The following is a 20,342-nucleotide window of genomic DNA, read 5'->3' as shown; positions in this document are numbered from 1 at the left end:
CGTGATCGCGTCGACCTCGCAGGCCACGATGGACCAGTGCCGGGAGCGACTGGCGGACACACCCGACGTCGAGTTCAGAACAGGGTCGGTGCCGGAGACATCGTCCAACTGTGATGCCGCCGTCATGTGGTGGCCGTTGGCGCATGAGCAGCATGGCGGTACACCGCAGCCAGGCGTAGCCCAGGTTCTGCTCAACACCCTGGACCCTGACGAGCCGGAGATCATTCTGGCGACTCCTCCTGGGCCCGGCGGAACGACGGGAGTTGGTCCGTCCGATGTCGACATCGAGGAATACACGTTTCACACGCTGGACGCCTGCATTCGTGAATACGTGCAATATTTTCCCGAAAGCTGCGAGCAAGCCGTGATCCTCATCCATCTAGAAGCGGCCGGGCTCAACAGAAGGAGCATGGCGGCTCCGCTTCGGGGACTGGAGAGATTCCTTCGGTCGCGTAAGTAACCGGCATCAGAGGAAATACGTGGCCCCACCGGATCGTGTTCCGGTGGGGCCACGGACTGCGTTTTTTCCTAGAACACCGGCGTCCCGTCCTGCGTCAGGCGCCAGTTGGTGGATGCGAAGTCCGCCGGGTTCAGGGTGCCCTTGGACGTCACGTAGTCGATCATCAGCTGGCGGATCTCGTTCGTGGAGCTGTACGCGATGTCCGCCGAGGCGATGTGGGGGTAGCCCGAGCCGCCGTTGGCGCGGTAGTTGTTGACGGCGACGACGAAGACCTGGTCGTCGGCGACCGCCGTGCCGTTGTAGGTGAGGTTCTTGATGCGGGAGCCCTCGGGCTGGGCGATGTCGATGTCGTAGGAGACGCCCGCCGCCGTGTCGTACATGTAGTCCCAGAAGTTGTTGGCGTTCGTCAGGGTCGCGGTGTCGACCTTCGTGCCGGACGGGACCTGGTGGTAGTACTTCGCCGCGTACTCCAGGTAGTCCTTCAGCTGGGCGCCGGTGAGCTTCTTGCCGTAGAGGGTGTTGTCGTAGATGTACAGGCCGGCGATGTCCTTGATCGTGACGCTGCCCGCCGGGATGTCGGCCGTGCGGGAGAAGGGCGCGGCGACCGAGATGAGCGGGAGGGCCGCGTCGGACGTCGACAGCCCCGCCTTCACCGTGTCCATCTGGACCTGCTGGATGAAGTCCATGATGGGGACGTCCTTCCAGCAGGACTCCGCCGCCGAGAGGTCCTCGGTGCAGGCGCCGACCGGTGTGTTGACGTACTTCACGACCAGCTGGTGGTCGGCCTCCAGGAGCTTCTTGATCTCCGGGTCCTCGTCCACCGTGTTGGGGTTGAGGGTCTGCGCCGTCTTGGACGTGACCTTCCAGCGGCCGTGCTCCAGCTCGACCTCGAAGTCGAAGACGCTGAGCCGGTAGCCCCAGCAGTACGGCTCGGAGAGCAGGACGTCCTCGCCGGTCTCCGCGTTCTTGACGGTGTAGGAGGGGACCTCGACGTGGGTGTGGCCGACCAGGATCGCGTCGATGCCGGGGACCTGCTCGGCGACGAGGTTGGAGGCGTTCTCGACGTAGGGCAGTTCGTCGCCGTAGGAGGAACTGCCGTCCAGGCCCGAGTGGTCGGTCAGGAAGACCACGTCACAGCCGAGCGCGCGCAGTCTCGGCACGTACTTCTTCGCCTGCTCGACCAGGCCGGGGAAGACCATCTTTCCGCTGACGTTGTCCTTGTCCCACAGCGCGATGCCGGGGTTGGTCAGGCCGAGGATGCCGACCTTGATGTCGGGCGCGCCAGGCACACAGATCCGCTTCACGGTGTACGGCGGGAAGGCGGGGCGCAGGGTCTTGGCGTCGAGCGCGTTGGCGCCCAGCAGCGGGAAGTGACACTGCTGCTCGAACTTGCGCAGCACGTCGATGCCGTAGTTGAACTCGTGGTTGCCGAGCGCAGCGGCGTCGTAGCGCATGTGGTTCATCGCGACCGCCATGGGGTGCTTGACCCCGCTGGTGATGGGGTCGACGCGCGCGAAGTAGTAGGCCAGCGAGGTGCCCTGGATGATGTCGCCGGCGTCGACGAGCAGCACGTGCTCCTCGCCCTTGGCCGCCCGCTGCTGCTTGATGAGCGTGGCGACGCGGGCGACGCCGACGGAGTTGCCCTTGCTGTCGGAGTAGGCCGCGTCCTTGTAGTAGTCCCAGTCGAAGACGTGGCTGTGCAGGTCGGTGGTGCCCAGGATGGAGAACGACCAGGTCTTCCGGTGTGGTTCGGGCTTGCGCTCGGCGGCCTGCGCGATGCCGCTGCCGACCGCTCCCGCGGCGGCGACGGCGGCCCCGGTGACGGCCGACTTCTTCACGAACTCCCGGCGGTTGAGCGGACTGGCGGGCATACGGGCTCCTGGAAAGGGAGGGACTGGGGAGGGCACAGCGGCGAGCTACCCGCGTAGATGGTTGCGCCCCGTCGAGTCCGTACGGAACCAGGAGCAAGCCATGGGCCGGTCAAGGAAGTCCATGACCGGCCCAACAAGCAAGCCACAAAAGGGATTTACAGGAACGAGTTGATCTCGATCGTCTCGTCCCGGCCCGGGCCCACCCCGATCGCGGAGATCGGCGCGCCCGACATCTCCTCCAGCGCCTTCACGTAACCCTGCGCGTTCTTCGGCAGGTCGGAGAAGGACTTGGCCTTGGTGATGTCCTCGTTCCAGCCCGGCAGGTACTCGTAGACGGGCTTCGCGTGGTGGAAGTCGGTCTGGGAGTACGGGAGTTCCTCGACGCGCCGGCCGTCGATCTCGTAGGCGACGCAGACCGGGATCTCGTCCCAGCCGGTGAGGACGTCGAGCTTGGTGAGGAAGAAGTCGGTCAGGCCGTTGACGCGGGTGGCGTAGCGGGCGATGACCGCGTCGAACCAGCCGCAGCGCCGGTCACGGCCGGTCGTCACGCCCCGCTCGCCGCCGATGCGGCGCAGCGCATCGCCGTCCGCGTCGAACAGCTCGGTCGGGAAGGGGCCCGAGCCGACACGGGTCGTGTACGCCTTGAGGATGCCGATGACCCGGCTGATCTTCGTCGGACCGACGCCGGCGCCGGTGCAGGCGCCGCCCGCGGTCGGGTTCGAGGACGTCACGAACGGATACGTGCCGTGGTCGATGTCCAGGAGCGTGCCCTGGCCGCCCTCGAACAGCACGACCTTGTTCTCCTCCAGCGCCTGGTTGAGCACCAGCACGGTGTCGGCGACGTACGGCCTGAGCTTGTCGGCGTACTCCAGCAGCTCCTCGACCACCTGGTCGACGGCGATCGCGCGCCGGTTGTAGAGCTTGGTGAGCATCTGGTTCTTGACGTCGAGCGCCGCCTCGACCTTCTGGGTGAGGATCGAGTGGTCGTAGAGGTCCTGGACCCGGATGCCGACGCGGTTGATCTTGTCCGCGTAGGTCGGGCCGATGCCGCGTCCGGTGGTGCCGATCTTCCGCTTTCCGAGGAAGCGTTCCGTCACCTTGTCCACCGTCACGTTGTACGGCGTGATGATGTGGGCGTTGCCACTGATCAGGAGCTTGGACGTGTCGACGCCGCGGGCGTTCAGTCCGCTCAGCTCGGAGAGCAGGACCGACGGGTCGACGACGACACCGTTGCCGATGACCGGGGTGCACCCCGGCGAGAGGATTCCGGAAGGGAGCAGGTGAAGGGCGTACTTCTGATCGCCCACGACCACCGTGTGGCCGGCGTTGTTGCCGCCCTGGTAGCGCACCACATAGTCGACGGAGCCGCCTAGCAGGTCCGTCGCCTTTCCCTTGCCTTCGTCACCCCACTGAGCACCGAGCAGCACAAGTGCGGGCACGCGCGTACACCCCTTCCGGGCGGGGCATGTCCAAGGTCAGGGGCGTACGCGTAGGGTTTCCCGCCGCGTGCACCACGACCGGCCGCGAGCGTCGTTGGCCGCGAACCGTCGGACCGGATGGCCCCGGAATAGACGAAGCCCCTGGCGCAATAGCGCAAGGGGCTCTTGCACAAAGATGCTACCCGAGGAAGCGAGGCAGGACCGAGGTGGCGACTTCCGCGACTTCCGAGGCGAGTTCCGATCAGCTGCTGGTGGTGATCGATCCGGTGGCCCGACGGACGGACGGGGAGTCGGTACGCATCGCGAAAGACGTGCTCAGCGCGGGTGCGCAGGCGAAGGTCTGTCTGCCGGAGGGGCCCGAGGAGTTCGCCCGGGCGCTGGCCCGGCGGGGGTCGCGACGACCGGTGGTGGTGGGGGACGACCGGGCTCTGGCGCGTGCGGTGTCCGTGCTGCACCGGCGGCGGGAGCTGGCCGGATGTGCGCTGTCGATGGTGCCGGTGGGGGCCGCGCTGACGGTGGCCGGGGCGCTGGGCGTGCCCATGGGGACGGTGGCGGCGGCGCGGGCGGTCCTGGACGGGGCCGAGCGCCGGCTGGACCTCCTGGTCGACGACAGCGACGGCGTGGTCCTGGGCGCGCTGCGGATTCCCTCGGTGGTCCGGCGGGAGCCGGTGGCCGAGGAGGGGCGCCCCTGGCTGCGCACCGCCCAGTCCCTGGTACGGACGCTGGTCCCGGCCCGCGAGACCCCGCTCCCGGCACTCCGCCCCGCCCGGCTGCGCGTCGAGGTCGACGGCGTCACGGTGGTGGACCTGGACCAGCCGGTGGAGACGGTGTCGGTGACCCCGGGCGCCCGCGGGGTGGCCGAGGTGGAGGTCCGCCCCCTCTCGGTGGGCGCGGAGGCGTCACCGGTCCTGGCCCGGGGCCGCACGGTGAGCGTCTCCGGTGCGGACTTCCGCTACGGGGCGGACGCGGGGGTGTGGGGGCCGGTGCGCAGGCGGACGTGGACGGTATGGGAGGGGGCTTGGGGACTTACGGTGCCGGCGTCTTCGTAGCGGGAGCCTGAAAGCCGGCGGTGTCCAGAACGCAGTCGAACGGAGCCGGGATCGTGAGCTTCTCCCCGAACGGCTTCGTGCAGTGCGCTTCGTATCCCCTGGCGGAGGGCGTCCAGAGCACGGTCGCCTGCTCCTCCTGCATGTCGAGGAGCAGGTACACCGGGACACCCGCCCGCCCGTAGACCATGACCTTGTCCGTCAGGTCGTCGTCCCGGGTGGAAGTGGACGTCAGCTCGGCGGCGAAGGAGAGGGCTTCACCGTCAAGACGGTTGCTGGTCGTTTCGAAGACCTGCTCTGGTGCCACGTGGATGTCCGGCCCGTACGCACGCTCGTCGCCCGGGAAGACGAACAGAAACGGCTCGGAACCGATGGACTCTCCTTCGGGCAGATGCGGCTCGAGCTGGCTGCACACCATGCGCATGACGCGGCGGTAATACCCCTTCGACAAAACGATGCTCCCCTTGATGATCTCCGCCCGGTAGCCGGGCACGTCCAACTGGTCGAGGGTGTCCAGGAGATCCTCGAAGCTGTGGGGTTCGCTGCCGTTTGTCGTCGGTCGCTCAGTCATCAGTGTCATGATGCGCCCTCCCCCTGAATACAAACCACCCATCACTCAGGGCATCCGATGTGTCACAGCCGTGAATCGGTGCCGCCGAACAGCTCCGCACGCCGCGCCCGCCACCGCTCCATCATCGCCGCGACCTCGCTCTCGACGAACTCGAAGAAGGCCAGGGTCTCGGCCATGCGCCGGCCGGCCGGGGTGTCGGGGCCGAGGCTCTTCACGCCCTCGCGCAGGGCGCCCTCCCAGCGCTTGATCACGGCCTCGCGGCTGGTGAGGGCCTCGTACCACTGGTCGCCGTGCACCCGGTACCGCTCCCGCCGCGACCCCGGCTCCCGCTCGCGCGAGACCATGTGGGTCATGGTCAGGTAGCGCACCGCTCCCGACACCGCCGCCGGGCTGATCCGCAGCTGTTCGCCGAGTTCGGACGAGGTCATCAGCCCCGCGTCGGAGGAGAGCAGCGCCGCGAAGACCCGGGCCGGCATGCGCTGCATCCCCGCCTCGACGAGCTGCGCCGCGAAGCTCTCCACGAACTTCGAGACCGCCTCCGTGTCCCGCCCCGCCTCGTCCGTCATGGTCACCACCCTAACCGGGCTTCGAGGACTTCCGTATCTTCACAAATTTCTGAAAGAAGCGTACGTTCTGAAGCATGACGAAGGCCATCACGGTCGCCGGGCTGCACAAGTCCTTCGGCCGTACCCACGCCCTGGACGGCCTGGACCTGGAGGTCGAGGCCGGCGAGGTGCACGGCTTCCTCGGCCCGAACGGCGCCGGGAAGTCCACCACCATCCGCGTCCTGCTCGGCCTGCTGCGTGCCGACTCCGGCGCCGCGCAGGTCCTGGGCCGCGACCCGTGGCGGGACGCGGTGGAGGTGCACCGCCGGATCGCGTACGTCCCCGGGGACGTGACCCTGTGGCGCAACCTCTCCGGCGGCGAGGTCATCGACCTCTACGGCCGGCTGCGCGGCGGCCTCGACCCGGCCCGCCGCGCCGACCTGGTCGAACGCTTCGAGCTGGACCCGACCAAAAAGGGCCGCACCTACTCCAAGGGCAACCGGCAGAAGGTCGCCCTGGTCGCCGCGTTCGCCTCGGACGTCGACCTGCTGATCCTGGACGAGCCGACCTCGGGCCTGGACCCGCTGATGGAGGAGGTCTTCCAGCGCTGTGTGGAGGAGGAGCGGGAGCGCGGCCGGACCATCCTGCTCTCCTCCCACATCCTCAGCGAGGTCGAGGAGTTGTGCGACCGGGTCAGCATCATCCGCAAGGGCCGTACCGTCGAGACGGGCTCCCTCGCCGACCTGCGCCATCTGACCCGGACCAGCGTCACGGCCGAACTCGCGGGCGCCCCCAACGGGTTGGCGAAGCTGCCCGGCGTGCACGACCTCGACGTGCGGGGCCGCCGGGTCCGGCTCCAGGTCGACACGGACAAACTCGACGCCGTCCTCAGGTCGTTGACGGACTCCGGCGTACGGTCGCTGACCTCCACTCCCCCCACGCTGGAGGAGCTGTTCCTGCGCCACTACCAGGAGGCGTGATGACCTCCCTCGCCGGTACGGGCACGCTGCTGCGGTTCTCGCTCCGCCGCGACCGGGTGATGATCCCGGTGTGGGTGGCGGTCAACGCCCTGATGGTCCTGTCCATGCCGAACACGCTCAAGGGCCTGTACGGCACCGAGACCGAACGCGCCGATCTGCTGCAGCAGGTCGCCACCAACTCCTCCTTCCGCGCGCTGATCGGCCCCGCCTTCGGCACGGACCTGGGCGCCCTGACCGTCTGGCGCGTCGGCGTCTACGCGGGCGCGCTCGCCGCCGTCACCGCGCTGCTGGTCGTCGTACGGCACACCCGGGACGAGGAGGAGAGCGGCCGGCAGGAGCTCATCGCCTCCGGCGCGGTGGGCCGCCGGGCCTCCCTGACGGCGGCGCTGCTCGCGGCGGCCGTCGCGAGCGGGGTGCTGGGGCTGCTGGTGGCAGCGGGGCTGGCGGGCCAGGGCGCCACGGGTGCGGTCGCCTTCGGCCTGGGGCTGGCGGGCGTGGGGATGGTGTTCGCGACGCTGGCGGCGATCGTCGCGCAGCTGACGGAGAGCGCGCGGCTCGCGCGGGGACTGACGGCCGGGCTGCTGGGCGCCGCGTTCGTGCTGCGCGCGGCGGGCGACGCGGCGAGCACCGACGGCTCCTCCGTCTGGACCTGGGTGTCCCCCCTGGGCTGGCTGGAGAACCTGCGGGCCTTCGCCGGCGAGCGCTGGTGGGTGCTGGGGCTGTTCGCGGCGGCGGTGGTGGCGCAGGGCGCGGTGGCGTACGCGCTGGCGGGCCGCCGTGACGTGGGCATGAGCTTCCTGCCGACGCGCCCGGGACCGGCGACGGGAGGGCTCGGAACCGCGGCCGCGCTGGCCTGGCGGCTGCAGCGCGGCGGTGTCCTCGGCTGGTCGATCGGCTTCTTCCTGGCCGGGGCGGTCTACGGCGGCCTCACCGACGGCGTGGCCGACCTGGTCGGCGACAACGAGCGGGCCCGGGAGATCTTCGAGCGGATGGGCGGGCAGAGCGGAATCACGGACGCGTTCCTCGCCTCGATGACCGGGATGCTGGGGCTGGTGGCCGCGCTGTACGTCGTCGCCTCGGTGCTGCGGCTCAGCGGTGAGGAGACCTCGGGGCGGGCGGAACCGGTGCTCGCGAACGCGGTGGGCCGGCTGCGGTGGGCCGCCGGCCATCTGACGATCGCCTTCGGGGGCGCCGTACTGATCATGCTCCTGGCCGGACTGGGCTTCGCCGTCGGCTACGGCCACCAGGTCGGGCCCGTCCTGGGCGCGTGCCTGGTCCAGGTCGCCGGGGTGTGGGTGATCGGCGGGGTGGCGGTGCTGCTGTTCGGACTCCTGCCGCGGGCGGCGGTGGCGGCGTGGGGGGTCGCGGGAGCGGTCCTGCTGATTGGCTGGGTGGGCCCGGCCTTGGACGTACCGCAGACGGTCCTGGACGTGTCCCCGTTCGGCCACCTCCCGAAGCTGCCGGGCGGTTCGATGCGGTGGCCACCGGTGTTGGTGCTGCTCGGGCTGGCGGTGGTGCTGGTGGCGATGGGGCTGGCCGGACTGCGGCGGCGGGACCTCACGACCTGACCAGGAGTTCAGGGACCCCACGGCCTGCACGGGAACCCGGGGCGGCCCCCGGACGTCTGTTGCCGTCATGGGGCAACGTACGGAAGCCGCCGCGGGTTGCCTGATGGCGGCGCTCGGCGCGGGGGCGGGGCTCGCGGTGTGGGCCGTGGACGTCCGTCACCGGCTGTGGCGGTTCGAGCAGTCGCCGGACTGGAAGGTGCTCTACGCCGAGCTGCCGTTCGCGGTCCTCGGCGGGACCGCCGCGGCGCTCGGCCTGTGGGCCCTGGTGCGTCGCCTCAGACCGTGACCTCGAGTCCCGCGAGCCCGCGGATCACGAAGTTCGGTTTGCGCACGGGCTCCGCGGCGAGGCTCAGCTTCGGGGCCTTCTCCAGGAGGGCCGTCATCGAGGCCGCCAGTTCGATGCGGGCCAGCGGGGCGCCGATGCAGTAGTGGATGCCGGCGGAGAAGGAGATGTGCGGGTTCTCCGGGCGGGTGAGGTCGAGCCGTTCGGGGTCGCGGAAGACCTCGGGGTCGTGGTTGGCGGAGCCGAAGAGCATCGCGATCTCGGCGCCGCGCGGAATGGTCGTCCCGTCGATCTCGATGTCGTCCAGCACCCAGCGTTCGAAGAGCTGGAGCGGGGTGTCGTACCGCATCAGCTCCTCGATCGCCGAGGGGATCAGGGAGTGGTCGGCGCGCAGGGCGGCGAGCTGGCCGGGGTTGCGGAACAGGGCGTACCAGCCGTTGACCGTGGCGTTGACGGTGGCCTCGTGACCGGCGTTGAGGAGCAGCACGGCGGTGGAGATCATCTCCTGCTCGGTCAGCCGGTCGCCCTCGTCGTGGGCGGCGATGAGCCCGGAGATGAGATCGTCGCCCGGCTCCGCGCGCCGCTCGGCGATGAGCTCGCGCAGGTAGTCCGAGAATTCGACGGAGGCCTGGACGGCCTTGCGTGCCGTCTCCTCGGACGGGTTCAGCTCGTACATCCCGCAGATGTCCGCCGACCAGGGCCGGAGCGGGGCCCGGTCCGCCTCCGGGATGCCCAGCATCTGGGCGATGACGGCGACGGGGAGCGGCTCGGCCACGTCGGTGAGGAGATCGCCGCCGCCCTTCTCGACCAGCCGGTCCACGAGGTCCCCGGCGAGTTTGCTCACGTAGGGCTTCAGCTGCTCGACCGTCCTCGGCGTGAACGCCTTCGACACGAGCCGGCGGATCCGGGTGTGGTCCGGCGGTTCGAGATCGAGCATGCCGTGGTCGTTGAGCGTGTGGAACGGCTCGTGCTCGGGCGGCGGCGCGGTGCGGCCGAAGTCCTCGTGGTCGAACCGGTGCAGATACGTCCGCCCGAGCCGCCGCTCCCGCAGCAGCGCCGAGACGTCCGCGTGGTGCGGGACGAGCCACTGGTTCGTGGGCTCGAAGTATTGCGCGCGGCCCTTGGCACGGAGTTCGGCATAGGCGGGGTAGGGGTCGGCGACGAACGCCGGGTCCCACGGGTCGAAGGCTGCCATGCGGGGACGCTAACCCGCCGCACCGGGCTCTGACCAGGGGTGTTCCTACAGCGAGCGCAGACCCGTGTCGAGCGGGCGGGCCGCGCGGCGGACGTCGGCCGTCGTCGTAGGGCCGCCTTCGCCTCCGCCGGGTCCTGCTGCGGGATGCTCGACAAGGGCCTGCCCGCCGTCCTCGACCGGCTCGGCTAACCCGGCGTCACCAGTCGCGCCTCGTACGCGAACACCGCCGCCTGGGTGCGGTCCCTGAGGCCCAGCTTCACCAGGACGCGGCTGACGTGGGTCTTGATCGTGGACTCGGCGACCACCAGTCGTTCGGCGATCTCCGCGTTCGACAGGCCCTGGGCGATGAGGACCAGGACCTCCGTCTCCCGGTCGGTGAGGTCGCCGTAGGCCGTCATGGCGGAGTGCATCGGACGCGGAGTGCCCGAGAGTCTCGAGAACTCCGTGATCAGCCGCTTCGTCACCGAGGGGGCGAGCAGTGCCTCGCCCGAGGCCACCACCCGTACACCGTCGGCGAGTTGGCGGGCCGAGGCGTCCTTGAGGAGGAAGCCGGAGGCGCCCGCCCGCAGGGCCTGGTACACGTACTCGTCGAGGTCGAAGGTCGTCAGGACCAGGACCTTCGCCGTGGTGTCGGAGGCCACGATCTCCCGGGTCGCCTCGATGCCGTTGAGTTCGGGCATGCGGATGTCCATCAGGACCACGTCGGGGGAGAGTTCGCGGACGCGGTCGACCGCCTCGCGGCCGTTCACCGCCTCCCCCACGACCTCGATGTCCGGCATCGCGTTCAGCAGGACCGAGAAGCCCTCGCGCACCATCATCTGGTCGTCCGCGATCAGGACGCGGATCGTCATGCCTCTCCTTCGTTCACCGCGGCGGCGACCGGCAGGAAGACGGTCACTTCGTAGCCTCCCTCGTCCGTACGGGCCGCCGTCATCCCGCCGTTCAGCATGGTGACGCGCTCCCGCATGCCGGTGATGCCGTGGCCGGCGCCTGGGGACGGCTTGACCAGGGACGGCTCGGGCGGCGGGCCGTTCACTATGCGCAGGCCCAGGCCGCCGAGGACGTAGGACACCTCCACCTTGGCAGCCGCGCCCGGCGCGTGCCGCAGGGTGTTGCTCAGCGCCTCCTGCACGATCCGGTACGCCGACAGCTCGACGCCCTGCGGGAGTTCGCGCACCGCTCCGGTGACCGTCTTGTCGACGCTCAGGCCCGCCTCACGGACGTTGGCGAGCAGCGCGTCCAGGTCGGCGAGGGTCGGCTGCGGGGCGTCCGGGGCCTCGTAGTCCTCGGCGCGTACGACGCCCAGCACGCGGCGCAGTTCGGTCAGGGCCGCCACCGCGTTCTCCCGGATGGTCGCGAACGCCTTCTCCAGCTCCGGCGGCGGGTTCTGGACCCGGTAGGGGGCGGCCTCCGCCTGGATGGCGACGACCGACATGTGGTGCGCGACCACGTCGTGCAGCTCGCGGGCGATCGTGGTGCGCTCCTCCAGCAGGGTGCGCCGGGAGCGCTCGTGGGCGGTCACCGTCTGCTGCGCGTTCACCTCCTGCCGGGCCTCGTGGCGGATGTGCCAGACGGTGACGGCGAGCAGGGACAGCGCGGAGAGGAACAGCATCTGCACGGTGTCGGAGCCGAAGTAGTGGCCGCCGCTCAAGGCCGTCTCCGCGAACATGCCGTACCCCGCCGTCAACACCCACATCCACGCCGCCGTGCGCGGCCGGGTGCGGACGGCGACGATCGTGAGCACCAGGAAGTGGCAGACGAAGCTCCCCATCAGCCAGGGCCACTCGGTCACCCCGTCGCCGCCCACTGCCTCGGCGACGGGGGTCAGGATCATCGACAGCCAGAACGCGCCCACCGGACGCACCAGCGTCAGCAGCACCGGGGCCAGAGCGAACAGGCCGAGCATGCCGTTGAGCACCCCGCCGTGGTCGTCCTCCCGCGCCGCGACGAAGAACGCGATGATCCCGGCCGCGGTGACCAGGGCATACGGCGCCCAGGTCGCGTACTCGCGCGCCCGGCCGGAGAAGCGGCGGGCGAGCGGGCCGTCGGCACGCGCGCGTGGCATCGGGCGGTAGGCCAGCACGTCGTGGAACAGGTTCTGCCGCAGGCCCCGCAGGGCGTCCATGACTGCCCGGGCCTCCGGGCTGCGCGGCTTGTACGGCTCGAACGCGCCCTCCGGTCGCTCCGGTGGCGTCACGTGCGTCTGGGTCGTCTCGGTCACGTCGGAAACGGTAGGCGCGGGCCGGGCCCCCGGTCGTCACCAGTGAGGAGGGTCCTTCGGCCTCCCTCTCAGGTACTACGGCCGCTCCGGACCCGGGTCAGTGGCCCGCCGGCCGCACCAGACCCGACTCGTACGCGAACACCGCCGCCGCGTACGGTCCCTGAGGCCCAGCTTCACCAGGATGCGGCCCACATGCGTCTTCACGGTCTGCTCGGCGACCACCAGCCGCCCGGCGATCTCCGCGTTCGACAGGCCCTGCGCGATCAGCGCCAGCACCTCCGTCTCCCGCCCGGTCAGGTCCCCGACCCGGTCGCTGAGCGGGGCGCGGGGCCCGCCGTCCAGCTGGGAGAACCGGGCGATCAGCCGCCGGGCGACACCGGGCGCGAGCAGGGCGTCGCCGGCCGCCACCACCCGTACCGCCTCCGCGAGCTTGTCCGCGGAGGCGTCCTTGAGCAGGAACCCGGAGGCGCCGGCCCGCAGCGCCTCGTACACGTACTCGTCGAGGCCGCGAGGGTCTGGAAAGCCCAGGAGATCGGGGCGAGCCAGGGCATCCGCTGCAGCGGGCTGCTGGTGTGCAGGGCGGTGCCGTCCGCCACGAAGGCGGTGACCAGCCAGTGGCCGAGGACGACGCCCAGGACGGCGAGGGCGCGCAGGGCGTCCACGGCCCGGTCGCGGTCGGGCGGGGTGGCGGCCTCGACGCGGGCGGCGAGAGCGGTGCGGCGCCATCTTGATCCCCTGGGTCCCCTGGGTCCCCTGGGTCCCCTGAATCCGCTCACCCGTGTTCGCCGGGTGCCGCCCCCGGCCACCGCTCCCCGCTCCCCCGTGGCTCGCCCCATCGTCGTCTCCCCTCCCGGTCCGCCCGGTCATCGGGCTTGACTGATGGGGAAGTTACGGACGCGGGGGTGTAGCCCGCGTCCCGCCGGGGAGCCGTCCTGCGGAGTAGCTCTCAGGTACTACGGGTATGTGAGGGGCGGCTCGGAAGAGTCGGCTCGGAAGAGTCGGCTCAGAAGGCCAGTTGGGCGATCTCCTCCGCCACCACCGCGCAGGCGTCCGCCGCCGGGTCGATGAGGGGGAAGTGGCCGACGTCCTCCAGGAGCGTGAGGCCCACCATCTCGCCGGCCTTCGCCGCCGCGTCCGCGTACGACTCGGCCACCGCCTGCGGTACGACGAGGTCGCTCCGCCCCTGGACCAGCGTCGTGGCGATGCCGGTGGGCAGCAGCAGCGCCGGGTCTGCGTACGGCCGGCGTTCGGCGAACGTGTCGTCGCCGCCCAGGAGTTGGCGCGTGGCGCCGGAGCAGACGTTCAGCTTGTCGGCCACCTCGAAGTCGGCGATGGGAGCCAGGGCCACCACCCCGCGGAGCGCGGCGGGGACGGCGGTGCGCCAGGGCGAGTCCGGCGGCAGGACATGGCGGGCCGCCGCCCACAGGGCGAGGTGGCCGCCCGCCGAGTGTCCGGTGAGCACCATGCGGCGCGGGTCGGCCTGTGGCAGGGCCTGCCGGGTGAGGGCCGGCAGCGCGTCCAGCGCCGCCGCGACGTCGTCGAAGGTCTCCGGCCACCGCCCGGCCACCGCAGGGGAGTTGGAGCCTCCCGAGGTCCCGTCGCCCCGCCGGTACTCCACGCTCGCCACCGCGAACCCCCGCCGGGCGAGGAAGTCCGCGAACGGCGAGATGTGCCGCCGGTCGTACGGCGCCCGCCACGCGCCCCCGTGCAGGACGACGACCAGCGGTACGGGCGCCCCCGCCCCCCTCTCGACGCGCGGGGCGTAGAAGTCGATCAGCTGGTCGGGGTGGTCCCCGTACCCGGCGGTGGAGTCGGGGTCGACCGCCGGGTGCGAGAACGCCGACTCCTCCTCGGCGGCGGCACGGGCTGCTGCGGCGTCGTCCGGCATGCTCCAACCTCTCAGCGACGTAACGGAGTCAGGGCCTGGTCGGGAACCGGCCGTTGGCGGGACGGTACCAGGCCGGTGACGTGCGCCGACACGTGGATGTCACGCTGGGTGAGGGGAAAACGGTTCTGGGGAGCCCGTTTCCCCTCGACGGCTGCGGCTAGCCCGCCACCGTCTCCCCCAGCACCCGGGCCGCCCGCTCCACCTCCGCGAAGGAGACGTACAGCGGTGTGAAACCGAAGCGCAGGACGTCCGGGTGCCGGAAGTCGCCGACCACACCCCGCTCGATCAGCCGCTTCATGACATCCCCGGCGTCCGCACAGCGCAGCGCGACCTGACTGCCGCGCTCCTCGTGCGCCACCGGGGTCAGCGACTCCACGAGCCCCGCCGCCACGTACTCCTCCACACACTCCAGGAAGAAGTCCGTCAAGGCGAGGGACTTGGCGCGGACCGCCTCGACCGGGACGCCGTCCCAGACGTCCAGGGCCGCCTCCAGGGCCAGCATGGACAGGATGTCCGGGGTGCCGACGCGGCCCCGCAGCGCGCCCGGCGCCGGTTCGTAGTCCGGGCGCATGCCGAAGGGCTCGGCGTGCGAGTTCCAGCCCGGCAGCGGGGAGTCGAAGCGGTCCTGGAGGTCACGGCGGACGTAGAGGTACGCCGGTGAACCGGGGCCGCCGTTCAGGTACTTGTAGGTGCAGCCGACCGCCAGGTCCACGCCGTGTTCGTCCAGGCCGACCGGCAGCGCGCCCGCGCTGTGGCACAGGTCCCACACGCTGACCGCGCCCACCGCGTGCACCGCCGCCGTGAGCGAGGGCAGGTCGTGCAGCCGGCCCGTGCGGTAGTCGACGTGGTTGAGCAGCACGGCGGCCGTACGGTCCGAGAGCACGCCCGGCACCTGTCCCGGCGTCACCGGGCGCAGGGTGCAGCCCGTCAGCCGGGCCGCGGACTCGGCGATGTAGCCGTCGGTCGGGAAGGTCGTCGCGTCGACGACGATCTCGTCACGGCTCTCCCCCGCCGGCCGGGCCAGCCGGACCGCGCCCACAAGTGCCTTGAAGACGTTGACACTTGTCGAGTCGCCGACCACGATCTGCCCGGCCGCCGCCCCCACCAGGGGGGCGATCCGATCACCGATCCGCTCCGGCGCCGTCCACCAGCCGCTCTCGTCCCAGGACCGGATCCTGAGCGAGCCCCACTGGCGTCGTACGACGTCGTCGACCCGGCCCGGGACGGCCGCGGGCAGCGCGCCGAGCGAGTTGCCGTCCAGGTAGACGACCTCGTCGAGGACGAACCTCTCGCGCACCGCGGCCAGTTCGTCGGCGGCGTCCAACTTCTCTGCACGCAGGGCGAGTTCAGACATGTGACCGCGCCGTCCACAGCTCGGGGAACACGTTCTTCTGCGCGCGCTTCTCCAGCCAGGCCACCCCGGCCGAGCCGCCCGTGCCCGCCTTGGAACCCATCGCGCGGCGCGTGGCGACCAGATGGTCGTTGCGCCATCGCCACACCAGCTCGGCGACGTCGGTCAACGCCTCGCCGAGGCGGGCGAGTTCGTCGCTCTCGTCGCCCGCGTAGAGCGCGGTCCAGATCGCCTCGACCTCGTCGGAGGGCTCGTAGCGCTGCGAGACGTCGCGCCGCAGCACCGCCTCGGGGACCGCGTGCCCGCGCCGGGCGAGCAGCCGCAGCACCTCGTCGTACAGGCTCGGCTCGTGCAGGGCCTTCTCCAGTTCCGCGTGGACGCGGGGCGCACCGCGGTGCGGGACCAGCATGGACGCGGACTTGTCGCCGAGCAGGAACTCCATGCGGCGGTACATCGCCGACTGGAAGCCGGAGCCCTCGCCGAGGGCGGAGCGGTAGGAGTTGAACTGGGCCGGGGTGAGCTGGCCGAGCGGCTTCCAGGAGGCGTTCAGCGCCTCCAGTTCCCGCACCGAGCGCTTCAGCGCGGCGGTCGCGGTCGGCACGTCGTCCGAGCGCAGGGCGCGCGCCGCCGTCTCCCACTCGTGGACGATGACGGTGAACCACAGCTCCATGACCTGGGTCGTGACCAGGAAGACCATCTCTCCGGGGTCGTCGGAGAGGGTGTGCTGGAGGTGGGTGAGCACGTCCGCCTTGACGTAGTCCTCGTACGGCGTCGTGCCGGCGAAGTCGAGATGCGGGGTCTCTGGCTCCTGAGTCTCGTGAGCCTCGTGGGACATCGCTGTCTCCTGTGATGTTCTCCGGGTAGCGGTCCGCCCCTGCCGTTACCGACACGGGGGCCCCGGTCCCCACCCGCATTCTTTTCAATGCCCCGCGGCATCGCAAGGCCCGCCTCGTCACACCGGACGGGCGGGCCTGGGAGGACGGGTCAGCCGAGGGTCTGGGCCGCCGTCGGGGAGGAGTCCTTCAGGAACTGGGTGCAGCGCTCGTACTCCTCCTGCTCGCCGATCGTGCCGGCCGCGCGGGCGAGGGCGTGCAGGGCGCGCAGGAAGCCGCGGTTCGGCTCGTGCTCCCATGGCACCGGCCCGTGCCCCTTCCAGCCGCTGCGCCGCAGGGCGTCCAGGCCGCGGTGGTAGCCGGTACGGGCGTAGGCGTACGACTCCACGACGCTGCCCCGCTCGAACGCCTCATCGGCCAACTGGGCCCAGGCCAGCGAGGACGTCGGATACTTCGCCGCGACGTCCGCGGGCGGCGTGCCGTTCGCCAGCAGCTCGCGGGGCGCGGGGTCGTCGGGCAGGTGGGTCGGGGGCGGTCCCCCGAGAAGGTTCTCGTGAATGGCCATGGCCCCAGTCTCCTCCATCCCCCTCGCCGAAGGCGCGGGCCCACCTACGCACCGGCACGGGAGAGACGCTCGGCGGGGCGGGGTCGGCAGAAACACTGGCCGGCTCAGCACAGTCGCTGGCCACCCCGGCTCAGTCGACACTTGGCCCGCCCAGGTTCAGGAGATGCGCTTGGCCGCGCGGGCTCGGGAGGCGCGCTTCCCGGCGGGGAGACCGGTGTGACCTTCGCCGAGAACGCCCTCCTCAAGGCCCACGCCCTCGCCCGCGCCACCGGCCTGCCCACCGTCGCCGACGACAGGCTCACCCCCAGCCCACGCCAGACGCGTGGCCCCGCCCGGCTCACTCGACGCTTGCCCCGCCCGGCTCAGTCGACGCTTGCCCCGCCCGGCTCAGTCGACGCCTGCCCCGCCCGGCTCAGTCGACGCGCTGCGCCGCCCAGCCTCAGGAAGCACAGTTCCGCCGCCCTGGCTCAGGCAAGCGCTCGACCACGTCTGCCCACGTCAGACCTGTGCCCCTCGCCCAGCTCAGAACACGCGTGTGGCCGCGCGCGGGCCCGGGAAACACGCTTCACCATTCAGGCTCAGACAGGCACGCGACCACCACCCCAGCCCACGCCAGACCCGTACGCCCGCCGAACTCAGAACCCGCGCCTGGCCGCGCGGGCCCAGGAAACACGCTTCACCGCCCAGGCTCAGCCAGCACGCGATCACCACCCCAGCCCACCCACACCAGACCCGCGCCCCGGCCCCGCTCAGGCGGCGCGCGTCCACCCCAGCTCGCGCGAGCGCTCTACCACCCGAGTTCACCCGAGACGCCTGGCCGCCCCGGATCAGGAGAGGCGCTTCGCTGCCCGTCCCCCCTCCAGCGGCGGAGCCGCCACGCCCCCGTGGGTGCGGCATTCCGGGCGGCGGCAGTCGGGAGGTAGCGAGCGGACCGTCGTGAAGGCGACCGCTGAGGCCACGACCAGGATCCCGGCGCACAGGAGCATCGCGCGGTGGAAGGCGGTGTCGAAGGCGGTCGGGGTGCGGTAGGCCTCCGGGCCCATCCCGGCGAGCAGCGGCAGCGCGGCCACCGCGATCAGGCCCGCCGCACGGGCCGCCGCGTTGTTGATGCCGCTGGCCAGCCCCGCCCGCGCGGTGTCCACCGAGGCCAGGACGGTCGCGGTCAGCGGCGCGACCAGGGCGACCATGCCGGCGCCCTGCACCAGCAGGGCGGGCAGGACGTCGGCCGCGTAGGAGGAGCCGGGCCCGACCCGCAGCATCAGCAGCATGCCGGTCGCGCACAGCAGCGGGCCGACGGTGAGCGGGATGCGCGGGCCGATCCGGTCGGCGAGGGCGCCGGATCGGGCGGAGAACAGCAGCATCATGGCCGTCGTCGGCAGCAGGGCCGTCCCCGCGGCGAGCGGCGACCAGCCGAGGGCGACCTGGAGCTGGAGGGCGGTGAGGAAGAAGTAGCCGCCGAAGGCCGCGTACACGCACAGGGTGACCAGGTTGACGGCCGTGAACTGGCGCGAGGCGAAGATGTCCAGCGGCATCATCGGGTCCGGGCGCCGCTTCTCGACGTACACGAAGGCGACGCCCGCGAGGACACCGGCGACCGCCGTGACGGCGACGATCAGGGAGCCCTGCCGGGCCTCGATCAGGGCGTAGGTGACGAGGGCGAGCGCGAGGGCGCCCAGGAAGGCGCCGAGGATGTCGAAGCGGCCGTGGCTGCGGCCGTCCGCGGAGTCGGGGACGTGCCGTACGGCGATGGGGGCGCACAGCAGGGCCAGCGGGACGTTGAGCAGGAAGACCCAGCGCCAGCCGGGCCCGGCCACCAGCCAGCCGCCCAGGAACGGCCCGACGGCCGCGCCGATCCCCCCGAACCCGGACCACAGGCCCACCGCCCGGCCCCGGTCGTCGGGGTGGAAGGACGCCTGGATCAGCGCGAGGGAACCGGGCGTGAGCAGCGCCCCGCCGACGCCCTGGAGGGCACGCGCGGCGATGAGCACACCGGCGTTCGGCGCGAGCCCGCACAGCAGGGACGCGGCGGCGAACCAGACGACCCCGAGCACGAAGATCTTGCGGCGGCCGTAACGGTCGCCGAGGCTGCCGCCGAGCAGGATCAGCCCGGCCAGCGTGAGCATGTACGCGTTGACGGTCCACTGCAGCGCCGCGAGATCGGCGCCGAGGTCACGGCCGATGCGCGGGAGGGCGACGTTGACGACGGTCGAGTCCAGCATCGCCATGCTGGAGCCGAGGACGGTGGTGAGCAGGATCCATCTGCCCTGGGGTGAGGCCAGCCGGACGTCGGGCATGCCCCAGGTATACAGCGAGCCCGGCGCCTTGGGACAGGCACCGGGCTCTCGGCCGACCACTGGCCGGCAGGGCTTACTTGATCTTGTTGCCCGCCGAGCGCAGGTTCTGCGTGGCCTCCACGACGCGCGCGGCCATGCTCGCCTCGGCCAGCTTGCCCCAGGTGCGCGGGTCGTAGGTCTTCTTGGAGCCGACCTCGCCGTCGACCTTGAGGACGCCGTCGTAGTTCTTGAACATGTGGTCGGCGACCGGACGCGTGAAGGCGTACTGGGTGTCGGTGTCGATGTTCATCTTGACGACGCCGTTCTCCAGCGCGGTACGGATCTCCTGCTCGGTGGAGCCGGAGCCGCCGTGGAAGACGAAGTCGAACGGGGACTGCTTGCCGAACTTGGCGGCGACGCCGTCGCTCAGCTCCTTCAGCAGCTCCGGACGCAGGACGACGTTGCCCGGCTTGTACACGCCGTGGACGTTGCCGAAGGAGGCGGCGAGCAGGTAGCGGCCCTTCTCGCCCAGGCCCAGGGCCTCGGCGGTGCGGATCGCGTCCTCGACCGTGGTGTAGAGGGAGTCGTTGATCTCGTGCGAGACGCCGTCCTCCTCGCCACCGGTCGGGGTGATCTCCACCTCGAGGATGATGTTGGCCCGGCGGGCCTGCTCCAGGAGCTCCTGCGCGATGGAGAGGTTGTCCGCGAGGGTCTCGGCGGAGCCGTCCCACATGTGCGACTGGAAGAGCGGGGTGAGGCCGGCCTCGACCCGCTTCTCGGAGATCGCCAGCAGCGGGCGTACGTACCCGTCGAGCTTGTCCTTCGGGCAGTGGTCGGTGTGCAGCGCCACGTTGACCGGGTACTTCTCGGCGACGATGTGCGCGAACTCGGCGAGCGCGACCGAACCGGTCACCATCTCCTTGGCGTACTGGCCGCCCAGGAACTCGGCGCCGCCCGTCGAGATCTGGACGATGCCGTCGCTCTCCGCCTCCGCGAAACCGCGCAGGGCCGCGTGCAGGGTCTGGGTCGAGGTCACGTTGATGGCCGGGTAGGCGAACTTGCCTGCCTTCGCCCGGTCCAGCATCTCGTTGTAGACCTCGGGAGTTGCGATGGGCATCTGTCCGCTCCTTGGTATGTGCGGGTTGGCGATCTGCGTACTACGGCCCTGACCTAGACCTTGGGGGTGACGTCGTCGTCGGCCCACATCTTCGCAGACATGGCCGGGTGCTTTGCCCGCCGTGTCCATCTTGTGG

General features: G+C 71.1%; 19 protein-coding genes and 3 pseudogenes. 7 read left to right on the top strand and 15 right to left on the bottom strand.

Annotated features, from left to right (window positions below):
• Nucleotide 1 precedes the first annotated feature (1 nt).
• Nucleotides 2-460: a hypothetical protein gene (locus tag MKW14_RS24460; protein WP_240865348.1), complete on the top strand. Its 459-nt coding sequence runs from the start codon at nucleotides 2-4 to the stop codon at nucleotides 458-460.
• Nucleotides 461-528: 68 nt separating this feature from the next.
• Here MKW14_RS24460 and MKW14_RS24455 read toward each other — a convergent pair whose 3' ends face one another.
• Nucleotides 529-2,331, bottom strand: coding sequence for a bifunctional metallophosphatase/5'-nucleotidase (locus MKW14_RS24455; protein WP_240865346.1), 1,803 nt, complete (start codon nucleotides 2,329-2,331; stop codon nucleotides 529-531).
• Between the two features lie 155 nt (nucleotides 2,332-2,486).
• Nucleotides 2,487-3,770, bottom strand: coding sequence for an adenylosuccinate synthase (locus MKW14_RS24450; protein WP_240865345.1), 1,284 nt, complete (start codon nucleotides 3,768-3,770; stop codon nucleotides 2,487-2,489).
• Between the two features lie 206 nt (nucleotides 3,771-3,976).
• Between MKW14_RS24450 and MKW14_RS24445 the strand changes: the two genes are divergently transcribed.
• Nucleotides 3,977-4,819, top strand: a complete 843-nt coding sequence (locus tag MKW14_RS24445; RefSeq protein ID WP_240865344.1) for a diacylglycerol kinase family protein — start codon at nucleotides 3,977-3,979, stop codon at nucleotides 4,817-4,819.
• On the opposite strand, the gene MKW14_RS24440 is transcribed toward MKW14_RS24445, so the two are convergent.
• Together MKW14_RS24440 and MKW14_RS24435 are read right to left on the bottom strand one after the other, a co-directional pair.
• Entirely contained in the window at nucleotides 4,797-5,396 is a 600-nt protein-coding gene (locus MKW14_RS24440) for a Uma2 family endonuclease (RefSeq protein WP_240865422.1), read from the bottom strand. The two genes, MKW14_RS24445 and MKW14_RS24440, sit on opposite strands and share 23 nt — an antisense overlap.
• Before the next feature lie 53 nt (nucleotides 5,397-5,449).
• On the bottom strand, nucleotides 5,450-5,953 hold the full coding sequence (locus MKW14_RS24435) for a GbsR/MarR family transcriptional regulator (RefSeq protein ID WP_240865343.1): 504 nt from the start codon (nucleotides 5,951-5,953) through the stop codon (nucleotides 5,450-5,452).
• A 74-nt stretch (nucleotides 5,954-6,027) separates the two neighbouring features.
• Between MKW14_RS24435 and MKW14_RS24430 the strand changes: the two genes are divergently transcribed.
• The 3 genes from MKW14_RS24430 to MKW14_RS24420 all read left to right on the top strand — a co-directional run bounded on the left by MKW14_RS24430 (nucleotide 6,028) and on the right by MKW14_RS24420 (nucleotide 8,766).
• Nucleotides 6,028-6,912, top strand: coding sequence for an ABC transporter ATP-binding protein (locus MKW14_RS24430; RefSeq protein WP_240865342.1), 885 nt, complete (start codon nucleotides 6,028-6,030; stop codon nucleotides 6,910-6,912).
• Complete coding sequence (locus MKW14_RS24425) at nucleotides 6,912-8,480, top strand: ABC transporter permease (protein WP_240865341.1); 1,569 nt, start codon at nucleotides 6,912-6,914, stop codon at nucleotides 8,478-8,480. Before MKW14_RS24430 ends, MKW14_RS24425 begins: the two co-directional genes overlap by 1 nt.
• Before the next feature lie 67 nt (nucleotides 8,481-8,547).
• Nucleotides 8,548-8,766, top strand: coding sequence for a hypothetical protein (locus MKW14_RS24420; protein ID WP_240865339.1), 219 nt, complete (start codon nucleotides 8,548-8,550; stop codon nucleotides 8,764-8,766).
• On the opposite strand, the gene MKW14_RS24415 is transcribed toward MKW14_RS24420, so the two are convergent.
• A complete protein-coding gene (locus tag MKW14_RS24415) occupies nucleotides 8,756-9,958 on the bottom strand; it encodes a cytochrome P450 (protein WP_240865338.1) in 1,203 nt (400 codons plus the stop codon). The two genes, MKW14_RS24420 and MKW14_RS24415, sit on opposite strands and share 11 nt — an antisense overlap.
• 39 nt (nucleotides 9,959-9,997) lie before the next feature.
• Here MKW14_RS24415 and MKW14_RS24410 point away from each other — a divergent pair, with 39 nt between their 5' ends.
• Entirely contained in the window at nucleotides 9,998-10,147 is a 150-nt protein-coding gene (locus MKW14_RS24410; RefSeq protein ID WP_240865337.1) for a hypothetical protein, read from the top strand.
• Here MKW14_RS24410 and MKW14_RS24405 read toward each other — a convergent pair.
• The 8 genes and pseudogenes from MKW14_RS24405 to MKW14_RS24370 form a co-directional block, all read right to left on the bottom strand.
• Nucleotides 10,144-10,809 carry a response regulator gene (locus MKW14_RS24405; protein ID WP_240865336.1) on the bottom strand — a complete coding sequence of 222 codons (666 nt, stop codon included), beginning with the start codon at nucleotides 10,807-10,809 and terminating at the stop codon, nucleotides 10,144-10,146. The two genes, MKW14_RS24410 and MKW14_RS24405, sit on opposite strands and share 4 nt — an antisense overlap.
• Nucleotides 10,806-12,179 (bottom strand): sensor histidine kinase, encoded by a 1,374-nt coding sequence (locus MKW14_RS24400; RefSeq protein WP_240865335.1) that lies wholly within the window; start codon nucleotides 12,177-12,179, stop codon nucleotides 10,806-10,808. Before MKW14_RS24400 ends, MKW14_RS24405 begins: the two co-directional genes overlap by 4 nt.
• Nucleotides 12,180-12,276: 97 nt before the next feature.
• Nucleotides 12,277-12,683 (bottom strand): annotated as a pseudogene (locus MKW14_RS24395) (LuxR C-terminal-related transcriptional regulator); the annotation flags it as partial.
• A gap of 2 nt (nucleotides 12,684-12,685) precedes the next feature.
• Nucleotides 12,686-13,015: pseudogene (locus MKW14_RS24390) on the bottom strand (hypothetical protein); the annotation flags it as partial.
• Nucleotides 13,016-13,182: 167 nt separating this feature from the next.
• Nucleotides 13,183-14,067, bottom strand: coding sequence for an alpha/beta hydrolase (locus MKW14_RS24385; protein ID WP_240865334.1), 885 nt, complete (start codon nucleotides 14,065-14,067; stop codon nucleotides 13,183-13,185).
• 157 nt (nucleotides 14,068-14,224) lie between these two features.
• Nucleotides 14,225-15,421, bottom strand: a complete 1,197-nt coding sequence (kynU, locus tag MKW14_RS24380) for a kynureninase (RefSeq protein ID WP_240865333.1) — start codon at nucleotides 15,419-15,421, stop codon at nucleotides 14,225-14,227.
• Nucleotides 15,414-16,253, bottom strand: a complete 840-nt coding sequence (locus tag MKW14_RS24375; protein ID WP_240865331.1) for a tryptophan 2,3-dioxygenase family protein — start codon at nucleotides 16,251-16,253, stop codon at nucleotides 15,414-15,416. Before MKW14_RS24375 ends, kynU begins: the two co-directional genes overlap by 8 nt.
• 149 nt (nucleotides 16,254-16,402) lie before the next feature.
• Nucleotides 16,403-16,816, bottom strand: a complete 414-nt coding sequence (locus tag MKW14_RS24370) for a DUF3151 domain-containing protein (protein ID WP_240865330.1) — start codon at nucleotides 16,814-16,816, stop codon at nucleotides 16,403-16,405.
• Between the two features lie 141 nt (nucleotides 16,817-16,957).
• Here MKW14_RS24370 and MKW14_RS41580 point away from each other — a divergent pair.
• Nucleotides 16,958-17,110: pseudogene (locus tag MKW14_RS41580) on the top strand (non-canonical purine NTP pyrophosphatase); the annotation flags it as partial.
• A gap of 533 nt (nucleotides 17,111-17,643) precedes the next feature.
• Here the strand turns inward: MKW14_RS41580 and MKW14_RS24360 are convergent.
• A complete protein-coding gene (locus tag MKW14_RS24360; protein ID WP_240865329.1) occupies nucleotides 17,644-19,110 on the bottom strand; it encodes an MFS transporter in 1,467 nt (488 codons plus the stop codon).
• Between the two features lie 73 nt (nucleotides 19,111-19,183).
• Nucleotides 19,184-20,206: a class II fructose-bisphosphate aldolase gene (gene fbaA / locus MKW14_RS24355; protein ID WP_133044166.1), complete on the bottom strand. Its 1,023-nt coding sequence runs from the start codon at nucleotides 20,204-20,206 to the stop codon at nucleotides 19,184-19,186.
• Between the last annotated feature and the right edge of the window lie 136 nt (nucleotides 20,207-20,342).

The sequence above is a fragment of the Streptomyces gilvus genome (assembly GCF_022513565.1).
Classification (GTDB): domain Bacteria; phylum Actinomycetota; class Actinomycetes; order Streptomycetales; family Streptomycetaceae; genus Streptomyces; species Streptomyces gilvus.
This window is presented reverse-complemented; position numbering and strand designations above follow the sequence as displayed.

Excerpts from the sequence above, each read along its gene's own strand:
- MKW14_RS24455 (WP_240865346.1), bottom strand. The coding sequence starts at position 2,331 with ATGCCCGCCAGTCCGCTCAACCGCCGGGAGTTCGTGAAGAAGTCGGCC.
- MKW14_RS24440 (WP_240865422.1), bottom strand. The coding sequence starts at position 5,396 with ATGACACTGATGACTGAGCGACCGACGACAAACGGCAGCGAACCCCAC.
- MKW14_RS24435 (WP_240865343.1), bottom strand. The coding sequence starts at position 5,953 with ATGACGGACGAGGCGGGGCGGGACACGGAGGCGGTCTCGAAGTTCGTG.
- MKW14_RS24430 (WP_240865342.1), top strand. The coding sequence starts at position 6,028 with ATGACGAAGGCCATCACGGTCGCCGGGCTGCACAAGTCCTTCGGCCGT.
- MKW14_RS24425 (WP_240865341.1), top strand. The coding sequence starts at position 6,912 with ATGACCTCCCTCGCCGGTACGGGCACGCTGCTGCGGTTCTCGCTCCGC.
- MKW14_RS24420 (WP_240865339.1), top strand. The coding sequence starts at position 8,548 with ATGGGGCAACGTACGGAAGCCGCCGCGGGTTGCCTGATGGCGGCGCTC.
- MKW14_RS24415 (WP_240865338.1), bottom strand. The coding sequence starts at position 9,958 with ATGGCAGCCTTCGACCCGTGGGACCCGGCGTTCGTCGCCGACCCCTAC.
- MKW14_RS24405 (WP_240865336.1), bottom strand. The coding sequence starts at position 10,809 with ATGACGATCCGCGTCCTGATCGCGGACGACCAGATGATGGTGCGCGAG.
- MKW14_RS24385 (WP_240865334.1), bottom strand. The coding sequence starts at position 14,067 with ATGCCGGACGACGCCGCAGCAGCCCGTGCCGCCGCCGAGGAGGAGTCG.
- kynU (WP_240865333.1), bottom strand. The coding sequence starts at position 15,421 with ATGTCTGAACTCGCCCTGCGTGCAGAGAAGTTGGACGCCGCCGACGAA.
- MKW14_RS24375 (WP_240865331.1), bottom strand. The coding sequence starts at position 16,253 with ATGTCCCACGAGGCTCACGAGACTCAGGAGCCAGAGACCCCGCATCTC.
- MKW14_RS24370 (WP_240865330.1), bottom strand. The coding sequence starts at position 16,816 with ATGGCCATTCACGAGAACCTTCTCGGGGGACCGCCCCCGACCCACCTG.
- MKW14_RS24360 (WP_240865329.1), bottom strand. The coding sequence starts at position 19,110 with ATGCCCGACGTCCGGCTGGCCTCACCCCAGGGCAGATGGATCCTGCTC.
- fbaA (WP_133044166.1), bottom strand. The coding sequence starts at position 20,206 with ATGCCCATCGCAACTCCCGAGGTCTACAACGAGATGCTGGACCGGGCG.